14 protein-coding genes are annotated in these 16116 nt (G+C 69.6%); 7 read left to right on the top strand and 7 right to left on the bottom strand.

Translation table 11 applies throughout. The features are described from left to right. The first annotated feature begins 45 nt into the window (after nucleotides 1-45). The 6 genes from rhaI to ACIBJH_RS07540 all read left to right on the top strand — a co-directional run bounded on the left by rhaI (nucleotide 46) and on the right by ACIBJH_RS07540 (nucleotide 7841). On the top strand, nucleotides 46-1206 hold the full coding sequence (rhaI, locus tag ACIBJH_RS07565; RefSeq protein ID WP_399115905.1) for an L-rhamnose isomerase: 1161 nt from the start codon (nucleotides 46-48) through the stop codon (nucleotides 1204-1206). Nucleotides 1207-1317: 111 nt separating this feature from the next. Then, on the top strand, nucleotides 1318-3357 hold the full coding sequence (locus ACIBJH_RS07560) for a bifunctional aldolase/short-chain dehydrogenase (RefSeq protein ID WP_399115904.1): 2040 nt from the start codon (nucleotides 1318-1320) through the stop codon (nucleotides 3355-3357). A gap of 8 nt (nucleotides 3358-3365) precedes the next feature. Next, complete coding sequence (locus ACIBJH_RS07555; RefSeq protein ID WP_399116377.1) at nucleotides 3366-4805, top strand: rhamnulokinase family protein; 1440 nt, start codon at nucleotides 3366-3368, stop codon at nucleotides 4803-4805. 119 nt (nucleotides 4806-4924) lie between these two features. Continuing rightward, nucleotides 4925-5692 (top strand): (Fe-S)-binding protein, encoded by a 768-nt coding sequence (locus ACIBJH_RS07550; RefSeq protein WP_399115903.1) that lies wholly within the window; start codon nucleotides 4925-4927, stop codon nucleotides 5690-5692. Continuing rightward, nucleotides 5689-7176, top strand: a complete 1488-nt coding sequence (locus tag ACIBJH_RS07545; protein WP_399115902.1) for a LutB/LldF family L-lactate oxidation iron-sulfur protein — start codon at nucleotides 5689-5691, stop codon at nucleotides 7174-7176. The genes ACIBJH_RS07550 and ACIBJH_RS07545 overlap by 4 nt, the downstream gene beginning before the upstream one ends. After that, nucleotides 7173-7841 (top strand): lactate utilization protein C, encoded by a 669-nt coding sequence (locus ACIBJH_RS07540; RefSeq protein WP_399115901.1) that lies wholly within the window; start codon nucleotides 7173-7175, stop codon nucleotides 7839-7841. Before ACIBJH_RS07545 ends, ACIBJH_RS07540 begins: the two co-directional genes overlap by 4 nt. On the opposite strand, the gene ACIBJH_RS07535 is transcribed toward ACIBJH_RS07540, so the two are convergent. After that, entirely contained in the window at nucleotides 7814-10825 is a 3012-nt protein-coding gene (locus tag ACIBJH_RS07535; protein ID WP_399115900.1) for a family 78 glycoside hydrolase catalytic domain, read from the bottom strand. The genes ACIBJH_RS07540 and ACIBJH_RS07535 overlap by 28 nt on opposite strands. Nucleotides 10826-11026: 201 nt before the next feature. Between ACIBJH_RS07535 and ACIBJH_RS07530 the strand changes: the two genes are divergently transcribed. Continuing rightward, nucleotides 11027-12181 (top strand): betaine/proline/choline family ABC transporter ATP-binding protein, encoded by a 1155-nt coding sequence (locus ACIBJH_RS07530; RefSeq protein ID WP_399115899.1) that lies wholly within the window; start codon nucleotides 11027-11029, stop codon nucleotides 12179-12181. 14 nt (nucleotides 12182-12195) lie between these two features. Here the strand turns inward: ACIBJH_RS07530 and ACIBJH_RS07525 are convergent, their stop codons facing one another. The 6 genes from ACIBJH_RS07525 to ACIBJH_RS07500 form a co-directional block, all read right to left on the bottom strand. Next, a complete protein-coding gene (locus tag ACIBJH_RS07525; protein ID WP_399115898.1) occupies nucleotides 12196-12774 on the bottom strand; it encodes a hypothetical protein in 579 nt (192 codons plus the stop codon). A 40-nt stretch (nucleotides 12775-12814) separates the two neighbouring features. After that, complete coding sequence (locus tag ACIBJH_RS07520) at nucleotides 12815-13753, bottom strand: ABC transporter substrate-binding protein (RefSeq protein WP_399115897.1); 939 nt, start codon at nucleotides 13751-13753, stop codon at nucleotides 12815-12817. After that, nucleotides 13750-14421: an ABC transporter permease gene (locus tag ACIBJH_RS07515; protein WP_399115896.1), complete on the bottom strand. Its 672-nt coding sequence runs from the start codon at nucleotides 14419-14421 to the stop codon at nucleotides 13750-13752. The genes ACIBJH_RS07520 and ACIBJH_RS07515 overlap by 4 nt, the downstream gene beginning before the upstream one ends. Then, nucleotides 14418-15098, bottom strand: coding sequence for an ABC transporter permease (locus tag ACIBJH_RS07510; protein ID WP_399115895.1), 681 nt, complete (start codon nucleotides 15096-15098; stop codon nucleotides 14418-14420). Before ACIBJH_RS07510 ends, ACIBJH_RS07515 begins: the two co-directional genes overlap by 4 nt. Nucleotides 15099-15159: 61 nt before the next feature. Continuing rightward, nucleotides 15160-15528: a hypothetical protein gene (locus tag ACIBJH_RS07505; RefSeq protein WP_399115894.1), complete on the bottom strand. Its 369-nt coding sequence runs from the start codon at nucleotides 15526-15528 to the stop codon at nucleotides 15160-15162. After that, nucleotides 15525-16094, bottom strand: a complete 570-nt coding sequence (locus ACIBJH_RS07500; protein WP_399115893.1) for a DUF4232 domain-containing protein — start codon at nucleotides 16092-16094, stop codon at nucleotides 15525-15527. The genes ACIBJH_RS07505 and ACIBJH_RS07500 overlap by 4 nt, the downstream gene beginning before the upstream one ends. Nucleotides 16095-16116: the final 22 nt, after the last annotated feature.

Raw genomic sequence — 16116 nt, 5'->3', positions numbered from 1 at the left:
GTTTCATACATACATCGTTTCGTCGCATGTCACAGGAGCCCACAAGTGACCGATCTCGCCGCGGTGAAGGCCGCGCTCAGGACCCAGGCAGTCGAGACGCCGTCGTGGGCGTACGGGAACTCGGGGACCCGGTTCAAGGTGTTCGCCCAGGAGGGGGTGCCGCGGACCCCGCAGGAGAAACTGGAGGACGCGGCCAAGGTCCACGAGTTCACCGGTGTGGCGCCGACGGTGGCCCTGCACATTCCCTGGGACCGGGTCGACGACTTCGGGGCGCTGGCCAAGTTCGCGGACGACCACGGGCTGAAGCTCGGCGCGATCAACTCCAACACCTTCCAGGACGACGACTACCGGCTCGGCAGCGTCTGCCATCCCGACGCGGCGGTACGGCGCAAGGCGCTCGACCATCTGCTGGAGTGCGTCGACATCATGGACGCGACGGGGTCCGCGGATCTGAAGCTCTGGTTCGCCGACGGGACCAACTATCCGGGGCAGGACGACCTCGCTGCGCGGCAGGACCGGTTGGCCGAGGCGCTCGCGGCGGTGTACGCGCGGCTGGGGGACGGGCAGCGGATGCTGCTGGAGTACAAGTTCTTCGAGCCGGCGTTCTATGCGACGGACGTGCCCGACTGGGGGACGGCTTACGCCCATTGCCTGAAGCTCGGGCCGAAGGCGCAGGTCGTGGTCGACACCGGGCATCACGCTCCCGGCACCAATATCGAGTTCATCGTGGCGACGCTGCTCCGGGAGGGGAAGCTCGGGGCGTTCGACTTCAACTCGCGGTTCTATGCGGACGACGATCTGATGGTGGGGGCGGCGGATCCCTTCCAGCTGTTCCGGATCATGTACGAGGTCATTCGGGGTGGGGGATTCACCGCCGACGTGGCGTTCATGCTCGACCAGTGCCACAACATCGAGGCGAAGATTCCGGCGATCATCCGGTCGGTGATGAATGTGCAGGAAGCCACGGCGAAGGCGCTGCTCGTGGACCGGGACGCGTTGGGTGCGGCTCAGCGGTCCGGGGATGTACTGGAAGCCAATGCCGTGGTGATGGACGCGTACAACACGGATGTACGGCCTCTGCTGGCGGAACTTCGCGAGGAGCAGGGGCTTGCCCCTGACCCCGTTGCCGCGTATCGCTCCAGCGGGTGGCAGGAGCGGATTGTTGCCGAGCGGGTTGGGGGGCAGCAGGCCGGGTGGGGCGCCTAAGCGTCTGCCAGGAATTCGTTGTTTGCGGGTGCGGGGCCGTTGTGGCTGGTCGCGCAGTTCCCCGCGCCCCTAGGGGATAAGACTCACCTCTCTCGAAAAGGACCGAACGTCATGGCACCGCACCCCGAAGCCGCTGCTCTCCTCGATCGCTCTCATCGGCTTGGCGCTGATCCTCGCAACACCAACTACGCCGGCGGGAACGCGTCCGCCAAGGGTGTCGACACGGATCCCGTCACCGGGGGTGATGTCGAGTTGATGTGGGTGAAGGGGTCCGGGGGTGACCTCGGGACGCTCACCGAGGGCGGGCTCGCGGTGCTGCGGCTGGACCGGATGCGGGCGCTCGTTGACGTGTACCCGGGTGTGGACCGCGAGGACGAGATGGTTGCCGCGTTCGACTACTGCCTGCACGGGAAGGGGGGTGCGGCGCCCTCCATCGACACCGCCATGCACGGGCTCGTGGACGCGGCTCATGTCGATCATCTGCATCCCGATTCCGGGATCGCGCTCGCTTGTGCCGCCGACGGGGAGAAGCTGACCGCCGAGTGTTTCGGGGACACGGTCGTATGGGTGCCTTGGCGGCGGCCCGGGTTTCAGCTGGGGCTGGACATCGCCGCCGTCAAGGCGGCCAACCCGCAGGCCATCGGGTGTGTGCTCGGGGGGCACGGGATCACCGCTTGGGGTGCGAGTTCCGAGGAGTGCGAGCGGAACTCGCTGCACATCATCCGGACCGCCGAGGCGTTCCTCGTCGAGCGGGGGAAGGCGGAGCCCTTCGGGCCCGTCGTCGAGGGATACGGTCCGCTCGGCGACGGTGAGCGGCGGGAGCGGGCCGCCGCGCTCGCGCCGTATGTTCGTGCCGTCGCCTCTCAAGACCGGGCGCAGGTCGGGCACTTCACCGACTCCGAGGTCGTTCTTGATTTTCTGGCGCGGGCCGAGCATCCCCGGCTCGCGGCGCTCGGGACCTCGTGCCCCGACCACTTTCTGCGGACCAAGGTCAGGCCGCTCGTTCTCGATCTGCCGCCCACCGCTCCGCTGGACGAGGCGATCGCGCGGCTGAAGGAGCTGCACGCCGTCTATCGCGAGGAGTACGCCGCCTACTACCGGCGGCATGCCGTGGCCGACTCCCCGGCCATGCGCGGCGCCGACCCGGCGATCGTGCTGATCCCCGGCGTGGGCATGTTCTCCTTCGGCAAGGACAAGCAGACGGCGCGCGTGGCCGGCGAGTTCTACGTCAACGCCATCAACGTGATGCGCGGGGCCGAGGCCGTGTCGTCGTACGCGCCGATCGAGGAGTCGGAGAAGTTCCGCATCGAGTACTGGGCCCTGGAAGAGGCCAAGTTGCAGCGGATGCCCAAGCCCAAGCCGCTCGCCACTCGGGTCGCGCTCGTGACCGGTGCGGGGAGTGGGATCGGCAAGGCGATCGCGCGGCGGCTGGTCGACGAGGGCGCGTGTGTCGTGATCGCCGATCTCAACTCCGAGAACGCGGCCTCCGTCGCCCAGGAACTCGGTGGGCCCGACAAGGCCGTTGCCGTCACTGTCGATGTGACGGACGAGGGGCAGATCGCCACTGCCTTCAAGGCCGCTCTGCTCGCCTTCGGCGGGGTCGATCTCGTCGTGAACAACGCGGGGATTTCCATCTCCAAGCCCCTGTTGGAGACTTCGGCGCGGGACTGGGATCTGCAGCACGACATCATGGCCCGTGGGTCGTTCCTCGTCTCGCGTGAGGCCGCGCGGGCGATGATCGCGCAGGGGCTCGGGGGCGACATCCTCTACATCGCGTCCAAGAACGCCGTGTTCGCCGGACCCAACAACATCGCCTACTCCGCCACCAAGGCCGATCAGGCACACCAAGTGCGGCTGCTGGCCGCCGAGTTGGGCGAGCACGGGATCCGGGTCAACGGCATCAACCCGGACGGTGTCGTGCGCGGCTCGGGCATCTTCGCGGGCGGCTGGGGTGCGCAGCGGGCGGCCACCTACGGGATCGAGGAGGAGAAGCTCGGCGAGTTCTACGCCCAACGCACCATCCTCAAGCGGGAAGTACTGCCTGAGCATGTCGCCAACGCCGTCTTCGCCCTCACAGGTGGGGACTTGACGCACACCACCGGGCTGCATGTCCCGGTCGACGCCGGCGTTGCGGCAGCCTTCCTTCGGTGAGCGCCGACATGAAGGCGTACGCCGCGGTCGATCTCGGCGCGTCCAGTGGCCGGGTCATGGTCGGCCATGTCGGGCCGGACTCTCTGGAGTTGGCGGAGGCCCACCGTTTCCCCAATCGGCCCGTCCGGACTCCGGAGGGGCTGCGCTGGGACATCCTCGCGCTGTACGCGGGTGTCCTCGACGGGCTCCGGGCCGCGGGTCCGGCCGTCGATTCCGTCGGCATCGACAGCTGGGCCGTGGACTACGGCTTGTTGGACGCGGACGGGGCCCTGCTCGGCAACCCCGTGCACTATCGGGACGCCCGCACGGAGGGGGTCGCCGAGAAGGTGTGGGCGACCGTGCCGGCGGGCGAGTTGTACGCGTCGACCGGGTTGCAGTACGCGCCCTTCAACACCCTGTACCAGCTGACGGCGGCTCGCGACTCGGCCCAACTGGCGTACGCAGAGAGGCTGTTGCTCATCCCCGATCTGCTGTCCTACTGGCTCACCGGGGAGCTGGGCACCGAGCTGACCAACGCCTCCACGACCCAACTCGTCGATCCCCGGACGCGCGACTGGTCGTACGACATCGCCTCGCGGCTCGGCATCGACCTCGGGCTGTTCGCGCCCCTGCGGCAGCCAGGGGATCCGGCGGGGGTGCTGCGGGCCGAGGTGTTGGAGGAGACGGGGCTTCGGGGGCCGGTGGCGGTGACGGCGGTCGGGTCGCACGACACGGCGTCCGCCGTCGCCGCCGTGCCTGCCGTCGAGGAGCGGTTCGCCTATATCTGTACCGGGACCTGGTCCCTGGCCGGGCTGGAACTCGATGCGCCCGTGCTGACCGAGGCGAGCCGGGCCGCCAACTTCACCAATGAGCTGGGGCTCGACGGCACGGTCCGCTATCTGCGCAACATCATGGGTCTGTGGCTGCTTCAGGAGTGTGTACGGGCCTGGGGCGAACCGGAGTTGGGCGAGTTGCTGCGCGGGGCGGCCCGGGTGCCGGCGCTGCGGTCGGTGGTGGACGCGGGTGACGCGGTGTTTCTGGCGCCGGGACGGATGCCGGAGCGGATCGCGGACGCGTGCCGTGGTTCGGGGCAGCCGGTGCCGGAGTCCCGGGCCGAGATCACGCGCTGCATTCTCGACTCGCTCGCGCTCGCGCATCGGCGAGCGGTCGATGAGGCCCAGGTGCTCGCCGATCATCCGGTCGACGTCGTGCACATCGTCGGGGGCGGTACGCGCAACGCGCTGCTGTGCCAACTGACCGCCGACGCCTGCGGGTTGCCGGTGGTGGCGGGGCCCACGGAGGCGGCGGCGCTGGGCAATGTGCTCGTTCAGGCGCGCGCCCACGGGCTCGTCGGTGACCTGGCCGGGATGCGAAGGCTGCTCGTCCGTACCCAGCCGTCGACCCGGTACGAACCGCGGGGCGACACCGCTCGCTGGCGCGCCGCGGAGGCCCGGCTCGCCGCTCGGTGAACCGGGGACCCCAGGACAATGGCCTCCGGCTCGCCGTGTGCGCCGAGCCGGGGGCTCCCCCAGACGGTGACCTCCGACTACGCTGCATCCATCCGATGATCGACCACTAAGGAGCCGCGATGCGTGTCGCCCTGTTCCTGACTTGCGTCAACGACACGCTGTATCCGGACACCGGGCGCGCCGTGGTGAAACTGCTGACCAGACTGGGCGTCGAGGTCGACTTCCCGATGGCGCAGACCTGCTGCGGACAGGCGCACTACAACACCGGTTACCGCCATGAGGCCGAACCGCTCGCCCGGCATTTCTCCGATGTCTTCGGGGAGTACGAGGCGATCGTCACGCCGTCCGGGTCGTGCGGGGCGATGGTGCGGGAACTGTATCCCCGGATGGGGGAAAGGGCCCGGGCGGAGGGGCGCGGGGACACCCTCGCGGTCACGTTGGCGCCCGTCGTGCCGAAGACGTACGAGCTGACCGAGTTTCTCGTGGATGTGCTCGGGGTGACGGATGTGGGCGCCTGCTATCCGCACAAGGTGACCTATCACCCCACCTGCCACGGGCTGCGCAGTCTGGGGCTCGGGGACCGGCCGCTCAAGCTCCTCCAGGCCGTCAAGGGGCTGGAGTTGGTGGAACTGCCCGGTGCCGACGAGTGCTGCGGCTTCGGCGGGACGTTCGCGGTGAAGAACGCCGATGTCTCGGCGGCGATGGGCGCCGACAAGGTGCGCAACGCCGAGTCGACGGGGGCGGAGGTGCTGTGCGCCGCGGACAACTCCTGTCTGATGCACATCGGCGGCACGATGGCCCGGCTCCACACGGACATGCGGCCCGTGCACATCGCCGAGATCCTGGCCGCCACGGAAGCCTCCAGCGAAGAGGACTCACGCTCATGAGCGGCACGTTCGTCGGTATGCCCGCGTTCCCGGCCTTTCCCGTGGCCGCGCACGAGGCCGTCAACAACCAGACGCTGCGCGGCAATCTGCGGCACGCCACCCACACGATCCGCGCGAAACGCGCCAAGGCCGTCGCCGAGGTGTCGGACTGGGCAGAGCTGCGCGAGGCCGGCAAGCAGATCAAGGACCACACGCTCCGTCATCTCGACCGCTATCTGGTCCAGTTGGAGGAGTCGGTGACGGCCGCCGGTGGTGTCGTCCACTGGGCCGCCGACGCGGAGGAGGCCAACCGCATCGTGGTCCAACTCGTCCAGGAGACGGGCGAGTCGGAGGTCGTCAAGGTCAAGTCGATGGCCACGCAGGAGATCGGGCTCAACGAGGCGCTGGAGGCGGAGGGCATCCGCGCCTACGAGACCGATCTCGCCGAGCTGATCGTGCAGTTGGGCAAGGACCGGCCCTCGCACATCCTGGTCCCCGCGATCCACCGCAACCGCGGCGAGATCCGGGAGATCTTCGCCCGCGAGATGAGCGAGTGGGGCCGCCCGGCACCGGAGGGTCTGACGGACACGCCCGCCGAACTCGCCGAGGCCGCCCGTCTCCACCTCCGCGAGAAGTTCCTGCGTGCCAAGGTCGGTGTCTCCGGCGCCAACTTCATGGTCGCCGACACCGGCACGCTCGTCGTCGTCGAGTCCGAGGGCAACGGCCGGATGTGCCTCACCCTTCCCGAGACGCTGATCTCGGTCGTCGGCATCGAGAAGATCGTGCCCACCTGGCAGGACCTGGAGGTGTTCCTGCAGACCCTCCCCCGTTCCTCGACCGCCGAGCGCATGAACCCGTACACCAGCACCTGGACGGGTACGACCGACGGCGACGGCCCGCGCGCCTTCCACCTGGTGCTGCTCGACAACGGCCGCAGCGACACCCTCGCCGACGAGGTCGGCCGCCAGGCCCTGCGCTGCATCCGCTGCTCGGCCTGTCTCAACGTCTGCCCGGTGTACGAACGAGCCGGCGGGCATGCCTACGGCTCGGTCTATCCGGGCCCGATCGGCGCGATCCTCAGCCCCCAACTCCGGGGCACGGCAAGCGAGATCGACGCCTCACTGCCGTACGCCTCGTCGCTGTGCGGTGCCTGCTACGAGGTGTGCCCGGTCGCCATCGACATCCCCGAGGTGCTGGTGCATCTGCGGGAGAGAGTGGTGGAGGGCGGGCCGGTGACCCGTGAGGGCAACAAGGTGGTGCTGCGACCCGCAAAGGGGCATGCCGCCGAGCGGGCCGCCATGCGGGCGGCCCGCTGGACGTTCAGCCACCCGGGCGCCCTGCGCACCGGCCAGCGGCTCGCCTCCCGCACCCGCCGTTTCCATCCACGGACACTGCCCGGTCCCGGTAAGGCATGGAGCGGTACCCGGGAGCTGCCTGCCGTGCCGGCGGAGCCGTTCCGCGACTGGTGGCAGCGGACGAACGGCGGAAAGGACGGTGCCAAGTGAGCAGCAGGGAGCGGATCCTGGGCCGCGTGCAGCGCGCGCTCGCGGATGTGCGCGAGGACGACATGCCGTACGAGCAGGCGGTTCGGCGGGACTATCTGACGGAGCACGGGGACCGGACCGTCGAGCAGACCGTCGATCTGCTGGCCGAGAACCTGGCGGACTACCGGGCGATCGTGCACCGCACCGACCCCGAGGAACTGCCGTACCTCATCATGCGGTTGCTCGCCGAGCGGGGACCGCGATATGTGCTCGTCCCCCCGGGGTTTCCGCCGGAGTGGATGTCGGCCGCCGATCCGACCCGTGTCCACGACCGCGCCGTGAGCACGGCTCATGAACTCGACAAGGTGGAGAGCGTGGTCACGGGCTGCGCGATCGCCATCGCCGAGACCGGCACCATCGTCCTGGACGGCAGCCCCGACCAGGGCCGCCGCCGGATCACGCTCGTCCCCGACCACCACATCTGTGTCGTACGGGTGCCGGACCAGGTGGTCTCCTCGGTGCCCCAGGCGCTCCAACGCCTGGACCCCACCCGCCCGTTGACCTGGATCTCGGGTCCGTCGGCGACCAGCGACATCGAGCTGGACCGGGTCGAGGGGGTGCACGGTCCGCGCACCCTGGAAGTGGTGTTGGTGAGCGATCAGCCGAGCGCGGAGGTCAACTCGTAGCTCCCCGAGGGGAGTTCGAAGGAGGCGGTGCCGTCCGCGAAGCCCAGGAACTCGACGCCCGGTGTATCGGCGAGGGGTGTCCCGTGCTCACGGACGGTGGTCGGATCGGCGGCGGGGATGCGCAGGGTCGCCGTGCTGTTGGCGGGGACGACCGCCCGGTACGTCAACTTCCCTTCCCCCACGCTCCATTCGCTGACGATCTCGCCGTAGGGCGAGAGATGCGATCCGGTCACCCGGGTGATCCTGCCGGTGGGGTCGAGGTGCGGCCGGAGGAAGAAGTGGCGGAAGCCCGGGTGGGCCGGGTCCTTGGCGATGCCGGCCATGCTCTCGTACATCCACTCCATGATCGCGCCGTAGGAGTAGTGGTTGAAGGAGTTCATGTCGACCGGGCCGAAGCCGTCCTCCTCGGAGTACGAGTTCCAGCGCTCCCAGACGGTGGTGGCGCCGTTCGCCACCGAGTAGAGCCAGGACGGCATCGCGTTCTGGTGGAGGAGGCGGTACGCCAGGTCGACGCGGCCCTCGTCGGTGAGGACGGGAGCGATGACGTTCACGCCGAGGAAGCCGACGGAGAGGGTGTTCTCCGCGTACTCCACGCGGGTGCTGTCGGGGTGGGCCGCCTTGTAGGCCTCGCTGTTGCCGATGTTGTCGGCGAGCAGGGTGACGAGTTGGCGGTGCTGGTCCTCCGTGTCGTAGAAGCCGAGTTTGAGAATCCAGAGCAGGGCGGTCTGGGTGTCGTCCTCGGTCTTGCCCGCGCTGTTGCCGGGTGTGTACGGCGGTGGGTCGCCGAGGCTGGACCGGACGGTGATCCGGCCCGAACCGGGGTCGGTGGCAAGGTACTTGGTGATGAAGGCCCGCTTGATTCGGGTGAAGAGAGCCTCGTGGGCGGCGGCTTCGGCGGTGCGGCCGGTGGCGTGGGCCATGTCGGCCATCAGGCGGGCGCTGTAGCCGTAGTAGGCGTCGCTGATGAGCTGGGTGCTGGTGATCTGGAAGGCGAGCCAGTCTCCGAAGACCGCGCCCCGGCCGGCGTAGGTGTCGCCGGTGCGGTCGCGGATCCAGTCGACATACTTGGTCATCGCCGCCCAGCTGCGGTCGATGATCGTGGTGTCGCCGGTCATCTGCCACACCGTCCAGGGCACGACCACTCCGCAGTCCGCCCAGCCGCTCGCCGGGAACGGCTGGCTGAAGCGGTGGCTGGGGGCGACCCAGGGGAACTGGGCGCCGTCCGCGCCGTAGCGGCGCTGTGAGTCGATCAGGGTGTCCTGGAAGTGGCTGAGGAAGGTGACCGAATCGGTGTTGTAGAGACCGGTGTTGGCGAAGAGCTGGGTGTCGCCGGTCCATCCGAGGCGTTCGTCGCGCTGGGGGCAGTCGGTGGGGATCCACAGGTAGTTGCCGCGCTGGCCCCAACGGACGTTGCTGATCAGCTGGTTGACGTCGGTGTCGTCGGTGGTGACGGTGCCGATGTCACGGAGGGCGGAGGTGGCGACCCGGCCAGTGAGTTCGGTGAGGGTGACGGTGTCGGTCGCGGTGACGGCGACATAGCGGAAGCCGTAGAAGGTCAGCGAGTCCTGGTGGGTCTCGCCGGCCGGGTCGCCCTTGAGGATGTAGGTGCTGGTGGCCCGGGCGGTGCGCAGGTTGGCGCGGTAGACCGAGCCGACGGGTCCGTCGGCGCCCGCGCTGTCGTCGTTGAGCATCTCCCCCGGTTCGCAGACGACTTGGGCGCCCGCCGGGCCGCGCAGGGTGTAGCGGGGTACGCCGACGAGGTTCTGGCCGAGGTCGATGACGGCGGTCTCGCCGGGGTGCAGGGTGACGGAGGCGGTGGCCGCCGGGCCGGGGTCGGTGACCGTGCGGGTGGGGTCGACGACGATCCGGCCCCTGCCGTTCGCGCTGTCCTCCTGGGAGGTAACTCCGGTGCAGACGGTGACGGAGCGCGGCTTGCGGTCCCAACTCGGCACCAGGCGGGCGCTCTCGCCGGAATGGGCGACCAACCGGGCTTCGGGGAAAGGGTGGTTGTGCTCCTCGACGGTTGCCCAGCCGGTGGCGTCGAAGCCGTTGGCCGTCCAGCCCGGGAGTTCCTGGCGGGCGTCGTAGGTCTGGCCGTCGTAGATGTCGTCGGCGCGGTAGGGGCCGGTGTCGGTGGCCCGCCAGTCCTCGTCGGGTGCGGTGACGATCGTCTGGGTGGAGCCGTCGGCGTAGCGGACGAGGAGTTTCGCCTTCAGGGCAAGGGAGTTGCCGTCCGCCGAGTAGTAGGGGGTGTTCTCGGAGATGCGGCTGTTGTACCAGCCGTTGCCGAGCACGGCGGCGAGGGTGACCTGAGACGGGTCCTGTGACGGGTCCGTCAGCAGGTCGGTGACGTCGTAGGTGAAGTAGTCGACCGTGGTCTCGTAGTTGGTCCAGCCGGGGGTCAGGAGTTCATGGGTCGTGGCCTCGCCGTGCGGCACCGCGACCCGGCGGCCGTTGACGTAGGCCTCGTACACGCCGAGTGCGGACACGTACAGCCGGGCCTCGCTCACCCGCTCGCCGGTCAGCGCGGCCCGGCGGCGCAGGAGGGGCGCGCCCGCGCTGTTCGGCCGCTTGCCGGCCATGCCGATCCACCGCGCGCCGTCCCAGCGGGTGACTCCGTCGGTGCTGAGGAGGCCGGTCTCGAAGCGGGCGGTGGCGGAGGTCGCCCGGCCGTTCTCGTCCCACACCGTCACCGTCCAGTGGTAGCGGGTCGAGGCGTGAAGTCCGGGGCCCGCGTAGCGGATCGCGACCGAGTCCGCCGAGTCGACACGGCCGGTGTCCCAGACGTCGGCCCGGCCGTCGGTCAGGTGCGCGGGTGAGGAGGCGACCTGGATGCGGTACGCCGTCTGGCGGCGACCACGCGCGACGGACTCCATGCGCCACCGGAACCTCGGGTGGTCCGCGTCCACGCCGAGCGGGTCGGTGCGGTGCTCCACCGTGAGGCCCGACACCGTGGTGCCCGTAACGGCGACTCCGTCGTTCATGCCCTGTCCCTTCGGCCTGCCGAGCGGTGGAGTTGTATCGGTTCAGTCGGCTCGTCGGTCGAAAATAGTGGGGTTGAAGGCGTGTGTCCACCTTCTGAACAGCACATGATTTGAATCATTTCAAAACCGGAACGAGGACCTCACCAGCCAGTAGGCCCCCGTTGATGGGCGGTGTCGGACCGGCGCCGTTAGCGTGAGGTCATGATCCGGTTCGAGCAGGTCGGCAAGCGGTATCCGGACGGTACGACGGCCGTGGACGGGCTGTCCTTCGAGGTGTCCGAGGGTGAACTCGTCACGCTCGTGGGCCCGTCCGGCTGCGGCAAGACGACGACCATGATGATGGTCAACCGGCTCATCGAGCCCACCTCCGGGCGGATCCTCGTGAACGGCGAGGACATCGCCTCCATCGACCCGGTGCAGCTGCGCCGCCGTATCGGATACGTCATCCAGCAGGTGGGACTCTTCCCGCACTGCACAGTGCTCGACAACACGGCGACCGTGCCGTCCCTGGTCGGCTGGAAGCGGGCCAAGGCTCGGGCACGGGCCGCCGAGCTGCTCGATCTGGTGGGCCTCGACCCGAAGACGTACGGGTCGCGTTATCCGGAGCAGTTGTCGGGCGGTCAGCGGCAGCGGGTCGGGGTGGCGCGGGCGCTGGCCGCCGATCCGCCGGTGCTGCTGATGGACGAACCGTTCGGCGCCGTCGACCCCGTGGTGCGGGAGCAGTTGCAGGACGAGTTCCTGCGGATGCAGGCCACTGTGCGCAAGACGGTGCTGCTGGTCACGCACGACATCGAGGAGGCGGTACGGCTCGGTGACCGTATCGCCGTGTACGGGCAGGGGCGGATCGAGCAGTACGACACCCCGGGCGCGGTGCTCGGCAAGCCGGCGACGCCGTACGTCGCGTCGTTCGTGGGCGCGGACCGGGGTCTGAAACGGCTGTCGGTCACCGCGATCGAGCCGGACGACCTGGAGCAGCCGCCGGTGGCCGACGCCGACGAACCGGCGCGGCGGGCGGCCGAGCGGCTGCGGGTCGAGGGCGCTCGGTGGGCCGTGGTCCTCGACCCGCAGGGTGAACTGCAGGGCTGGGTCAAAGCCGACGAGCTCACGGCCGGCGGCACGGTCGGGGAACGCGCGCACCGGATGAACGCGTGGGTGCCGGTCGGCGCCCCACTGAAGCAGGCGTTCGGTGTGATGCTCCAGCACGACGCCGGATGGGTCGCCGTGCTGGACGGTGCGCGCTTCCTGGGTGTGCTGACTCCGGCGAAGCTGCACGAGGCGTTGCGGCGCTCCGTGGACGCGGATGCCCTCGGAGTGCCGCGCGGCCAGGTGGAGTTCGACTCGGTGGCGGACGCGTGAGGTCGCTTCGCGGGTCAGGAGTAGGTGATGGGGCAGCCCAGTCGCAGTGAGTGCTGGGCGGCTCGCAGGTACAGGGCCACGTAGAAGGCCGTGTCCAGGTCCTCGCTCCAGCGGCCGGGGCGGGTCGCGGCCAGTTCCTCCGCCTCGCCCTCCAGGAACCAGAAGGTGAGCGCCAGGTTCTCGGTCGCCTCCGGTACCTCGGCGGGCAACTCCAGGGCCGCCGCCAGTCGTTCGGCGAGGGCGAGCACCTGGGGCGCTCCCGCGATCACCGTCTCCTCCGCGTACGCGGAGCCGATCGGCAGCCGTATCTCCGCGTCGAGCGAGACCGGCACCAGCACCGTCCAGTCGCCGATCAACGCACGTTCCTCAGGCGTCAGTTGAGCACGACAGAGCGCGTCGAAACCCTTCATGGAGGGGCTCAGCTTCTCCTCGAACCCCAGGGCCCCGTCCCGCTCCGGCGCAGCCGGATACGGCGGCAGCCCTCGGCGGGCCAACTCCGCGTCGAGCCCCTTGGCGATCGCCCCCATTCCCCCTTCCCCCGTGTCCTCACGCAGCCACTCCCCGACACCGACATCGATCAGATAGACACCCATGCCCGAAAGCTACAACCCGTCACTGACAATCCCCCGAGCCTCACGTCAACAGGCCCTTGTCCTTCAGATACGTCCGCGCCACGTCCTGCGCCAACCGCCGCCAGCTGTCGACCTGTTGATTCATCGATGCCAGGTCGGCCGTGGTGAGGACGTCGTTGAGTTTCCCCAGCGCCTTGGTCACTCCGGGGCTCCCCGCACGGGAGCGGTTGACGACCGGGACGACGTAGTCGGCGTTCTGGAGGTGCTTGTCGTCGGCGAGGAGGACGAGGCCGAACTCGTCGAGGGTGGCGTCGGTGGTCGTGGTCAGCACCATCTGGTCCTGGCCGCTCCGCACCGCGCTCTTGGCCTGGGTCGTGCCGACGCCCTTGGGGTCGACGGCGGTGATGTCGATGCCGTAGGTCTTCTTCAACCCCGGTTCGCAGTACGGCCGTTGGACGCACTCGTCGCCCGCCGCGAGCCGCACCTTCAGTCCCGAGGCGCCGAGGTCGCTGAGGGTTTTGAGATGGTGTTCCTGCGCGTACGAGCGGGCCACCGCGAAGGCGTTCTGGTCGACGGCCTTCCCGGGGTCGAGGACCGTGAGGCCCCGGGGCGTGGCGAGTTGGCGCAGTGCCTTCATGGTGGTGGCGAGGTCGGGTGAGCCGACGGCCGGGGCGTCGGGGCCGTTGGTCTTGGCGTTGAGCCAGTCGGCGAAGGTGGCCGCGTACTCGGGTACGACGTCGATCTGCCCCGATTCCAGGGCGGGTTCGTAGAGTTCGCGGTTGGCGACGGTGAGCAGGGACGTCTTGTAGCCGGCCTGTTTCAGCAGCAGCGAGTACATCTGGGCGAGCAGGTCGCTCTCGGTGAATCCGGCCGAGCCGATGGTGAGGTGGTGGCTGTCGCCGGGTGGTGCGGTGACGGCGCTCTGGTTCTCCAGGGAGGGTCCGGTCGAGCAGCCGGTGGCCGCCAGGAGCAGTACGGCCGCGACGGTGTGCCGCCTCATCGCGCTCCCCTCGCCCAGCGGGGCGACAGTCGCTCGGCGACCTCGAAGACGCCCTCGACGAGCAGCGCGAACACGGCGACGAGGACGGCTCCGGCGACCACCTGTGCGGTGTCGGCGAGGTTGAAGCCGGCGGTGATGATGCGGCCGAGTCCGCCGCCGCCCGCCAGCGCCGCGATCGTGGCCGTCGCGACGAGTTGGACGGCGGCGATCCGGACGCCGTTCATCAACAGCGGGAGCGAGAGCGGCAGTTCGACACGGAACAGCATCTGACGGCCTGTCATCCCCATGCCGCGTGCGGCCCGCACCACATCGCGGTCGACCTCGCGCATGCCGACGTACGCGTTGGTGAGCAGCGGAGGTACGGCGAACAGGACGAGGGCGACGACCGTGGGTCCCTCGCCCCAGTTGCCGATCGGGGTGAGGAGCAGCAGGACCAGGACGGCGAAGGTGGGCACCGCGCGGCCGATGTTGGAGATGTTGACGGCGAGCGCGCCGCCCTTGCCGAGGTGACCGAGGACGAGCGCGACCGGGAGCGCGATCAGACAGCTGATGACCAGGCAGACGACGGTGAGGACGAGGTGCTGCGCGAGCCGGTGCCAGATGCCGTCGTCGCCCGACCAGTGGGCGGAGTCGGTGAGCCAGTGCCAGGCGTCGGTCAGGGTGTTCATCCGCGCACCGCCCTGGTCCAGGGGGTGATGAGCCGTTGCACGAGCAGCAGGAGCAGGTCGGCGGCGATCGCGATCACCACGCACAGCACGGACGCGGTGAGCACCTGTGCCTTGAAGTAGGTGTTCATGCCCGCGTAGATGAGGTTGCCGAGCCCCCCGAAACCGACGATCGCGCCGACCGTCACCAGCGAGACCGCCGACACGGTGGCGATGCGCAGACCGGCCATCGCGGCGGGGAGGGCGAGGGGCAGTTCCACGGTGAGGAGGAGGCGGATCGGGCCGTAGCCCATGCCGCGCGCGGCCTGTCGGGTCTCCTCGGGTACGGCGCGCAGGCCCGCGAGGATGTTGCGGACGAGCAGGGTGAGGGAGTACAGGACCAGTCCGGCCACGACGAGGGTGGCCGAGAGGCCGTAGACGGGAAGCAGGAGCGAGAACATCGCCAGGGACGGGATCGTGTAGAGGATCGTCGTCACCGCGAGCACCGGGCCCGCGGCCCACCCCCAGCGGCGGGCCGCGACCGCGAGAGGCAGGGCGACGGCGAGACCGATGAGCACCGAGATCGCGGTGAGCTGGAGGTGCTGGCCGACCGCGTCGAGGAGGATGTGGCGGCGGGTGCTCAGATACTCACCGCAGATCCACTCGTTGCGGGCGAGGCAGTCGTCCGGGGGCGCGGTCACAGGTCCATTGCATCGGGCGGGCCGGTGGGCGGCTCGTTCTGGTGACCCGTACGAGCGTCGGTCAGGGGTTCCAGTAGGTGGCGAGGGAGGCGACGAAGACCGCCGCTGAGGTGAGGACCACGAGTTGGGCGACGGCCGTGGTCCAGAGGCGGCAGGCGATCGCCAGGGCGACGGTCACGGCCTCGACGCGGCAGAGGAAGACGACGCAGTCGTACTGGTAGGACGCGCCCGTGGAGTCCATCACCCCGGCGTAGCCCATCCAGTCCTCGGTGAAGATGCCGTCGCTGCCTAGCAGGAGGATCAGCGCGACGAGGAGGACGTCGAGGCCGACGAACAGCGCGCACGCGATGGCATCGGCCCGCCGGTGTGCGGGCGAGCGGCGCAGGACGCGCTGCGGGAAGCGGTCGACGGGGATGCCCTGGTCCGTCATCGGGTGCCTCCGGTGGTGCGCCACGGTCCGACGCCGAGTCTGCCGGTGGTCCCGAGGTCGAGGCCGCCGTCCGGTGTCAGGAGGAGCGGCAGCGAACCGGACCGCGCCGCGACCGTCAGATACGGCACGGAGGCCGAACCGCCGTAGCCGGTGGTCGTGTTGCGCCACAGCAGGCCGGCGGAGGCGGTCTCGCCGGGTGCCAGTGTCACCGGGTTCGGCGGGTCGTCGAATCCGGTCACCGTGGCGATGCCGCCGCTGCCGTGGACCACCGTCACGCCGGTGACGCGCTGCTGGTCCTGGTCGTACAGGTGGATCTCGGGGTAGCCCTGGACGCGGTAGGCGCGGGTGCCGCAGTTCACCAGGGTGAGGTCCATGGCGCGCAGGCCCAGCGCGGGGTTCACCGGTCCGGCGGTGACCCGGACGCCCTCCTCCGGGCAGATCGGGCTCGATGTCGGCCATCCGGCGGCGGGATCGTCGTAGGCCACGGCCGTGACCGTCCAGATGACGGACCCGACGAGCAGTCCCACCACCGCGACCAGCACGGTGTCGTACACGCTTCTCGGCATCCGCAGAGTCGATCAAGACAAG

It is taken from the genome of Streptomyces sp. NPDC050548, from assembly GCF_044457385.1.
GTDB lineage: Bacteria > Actinomycetota > Actinomycetes > Streptomycetales > Streptomycetaceae > Streptomyces.
This window is presented reverse-complemented; position numbering and strand designations above follow the sequence as displayed.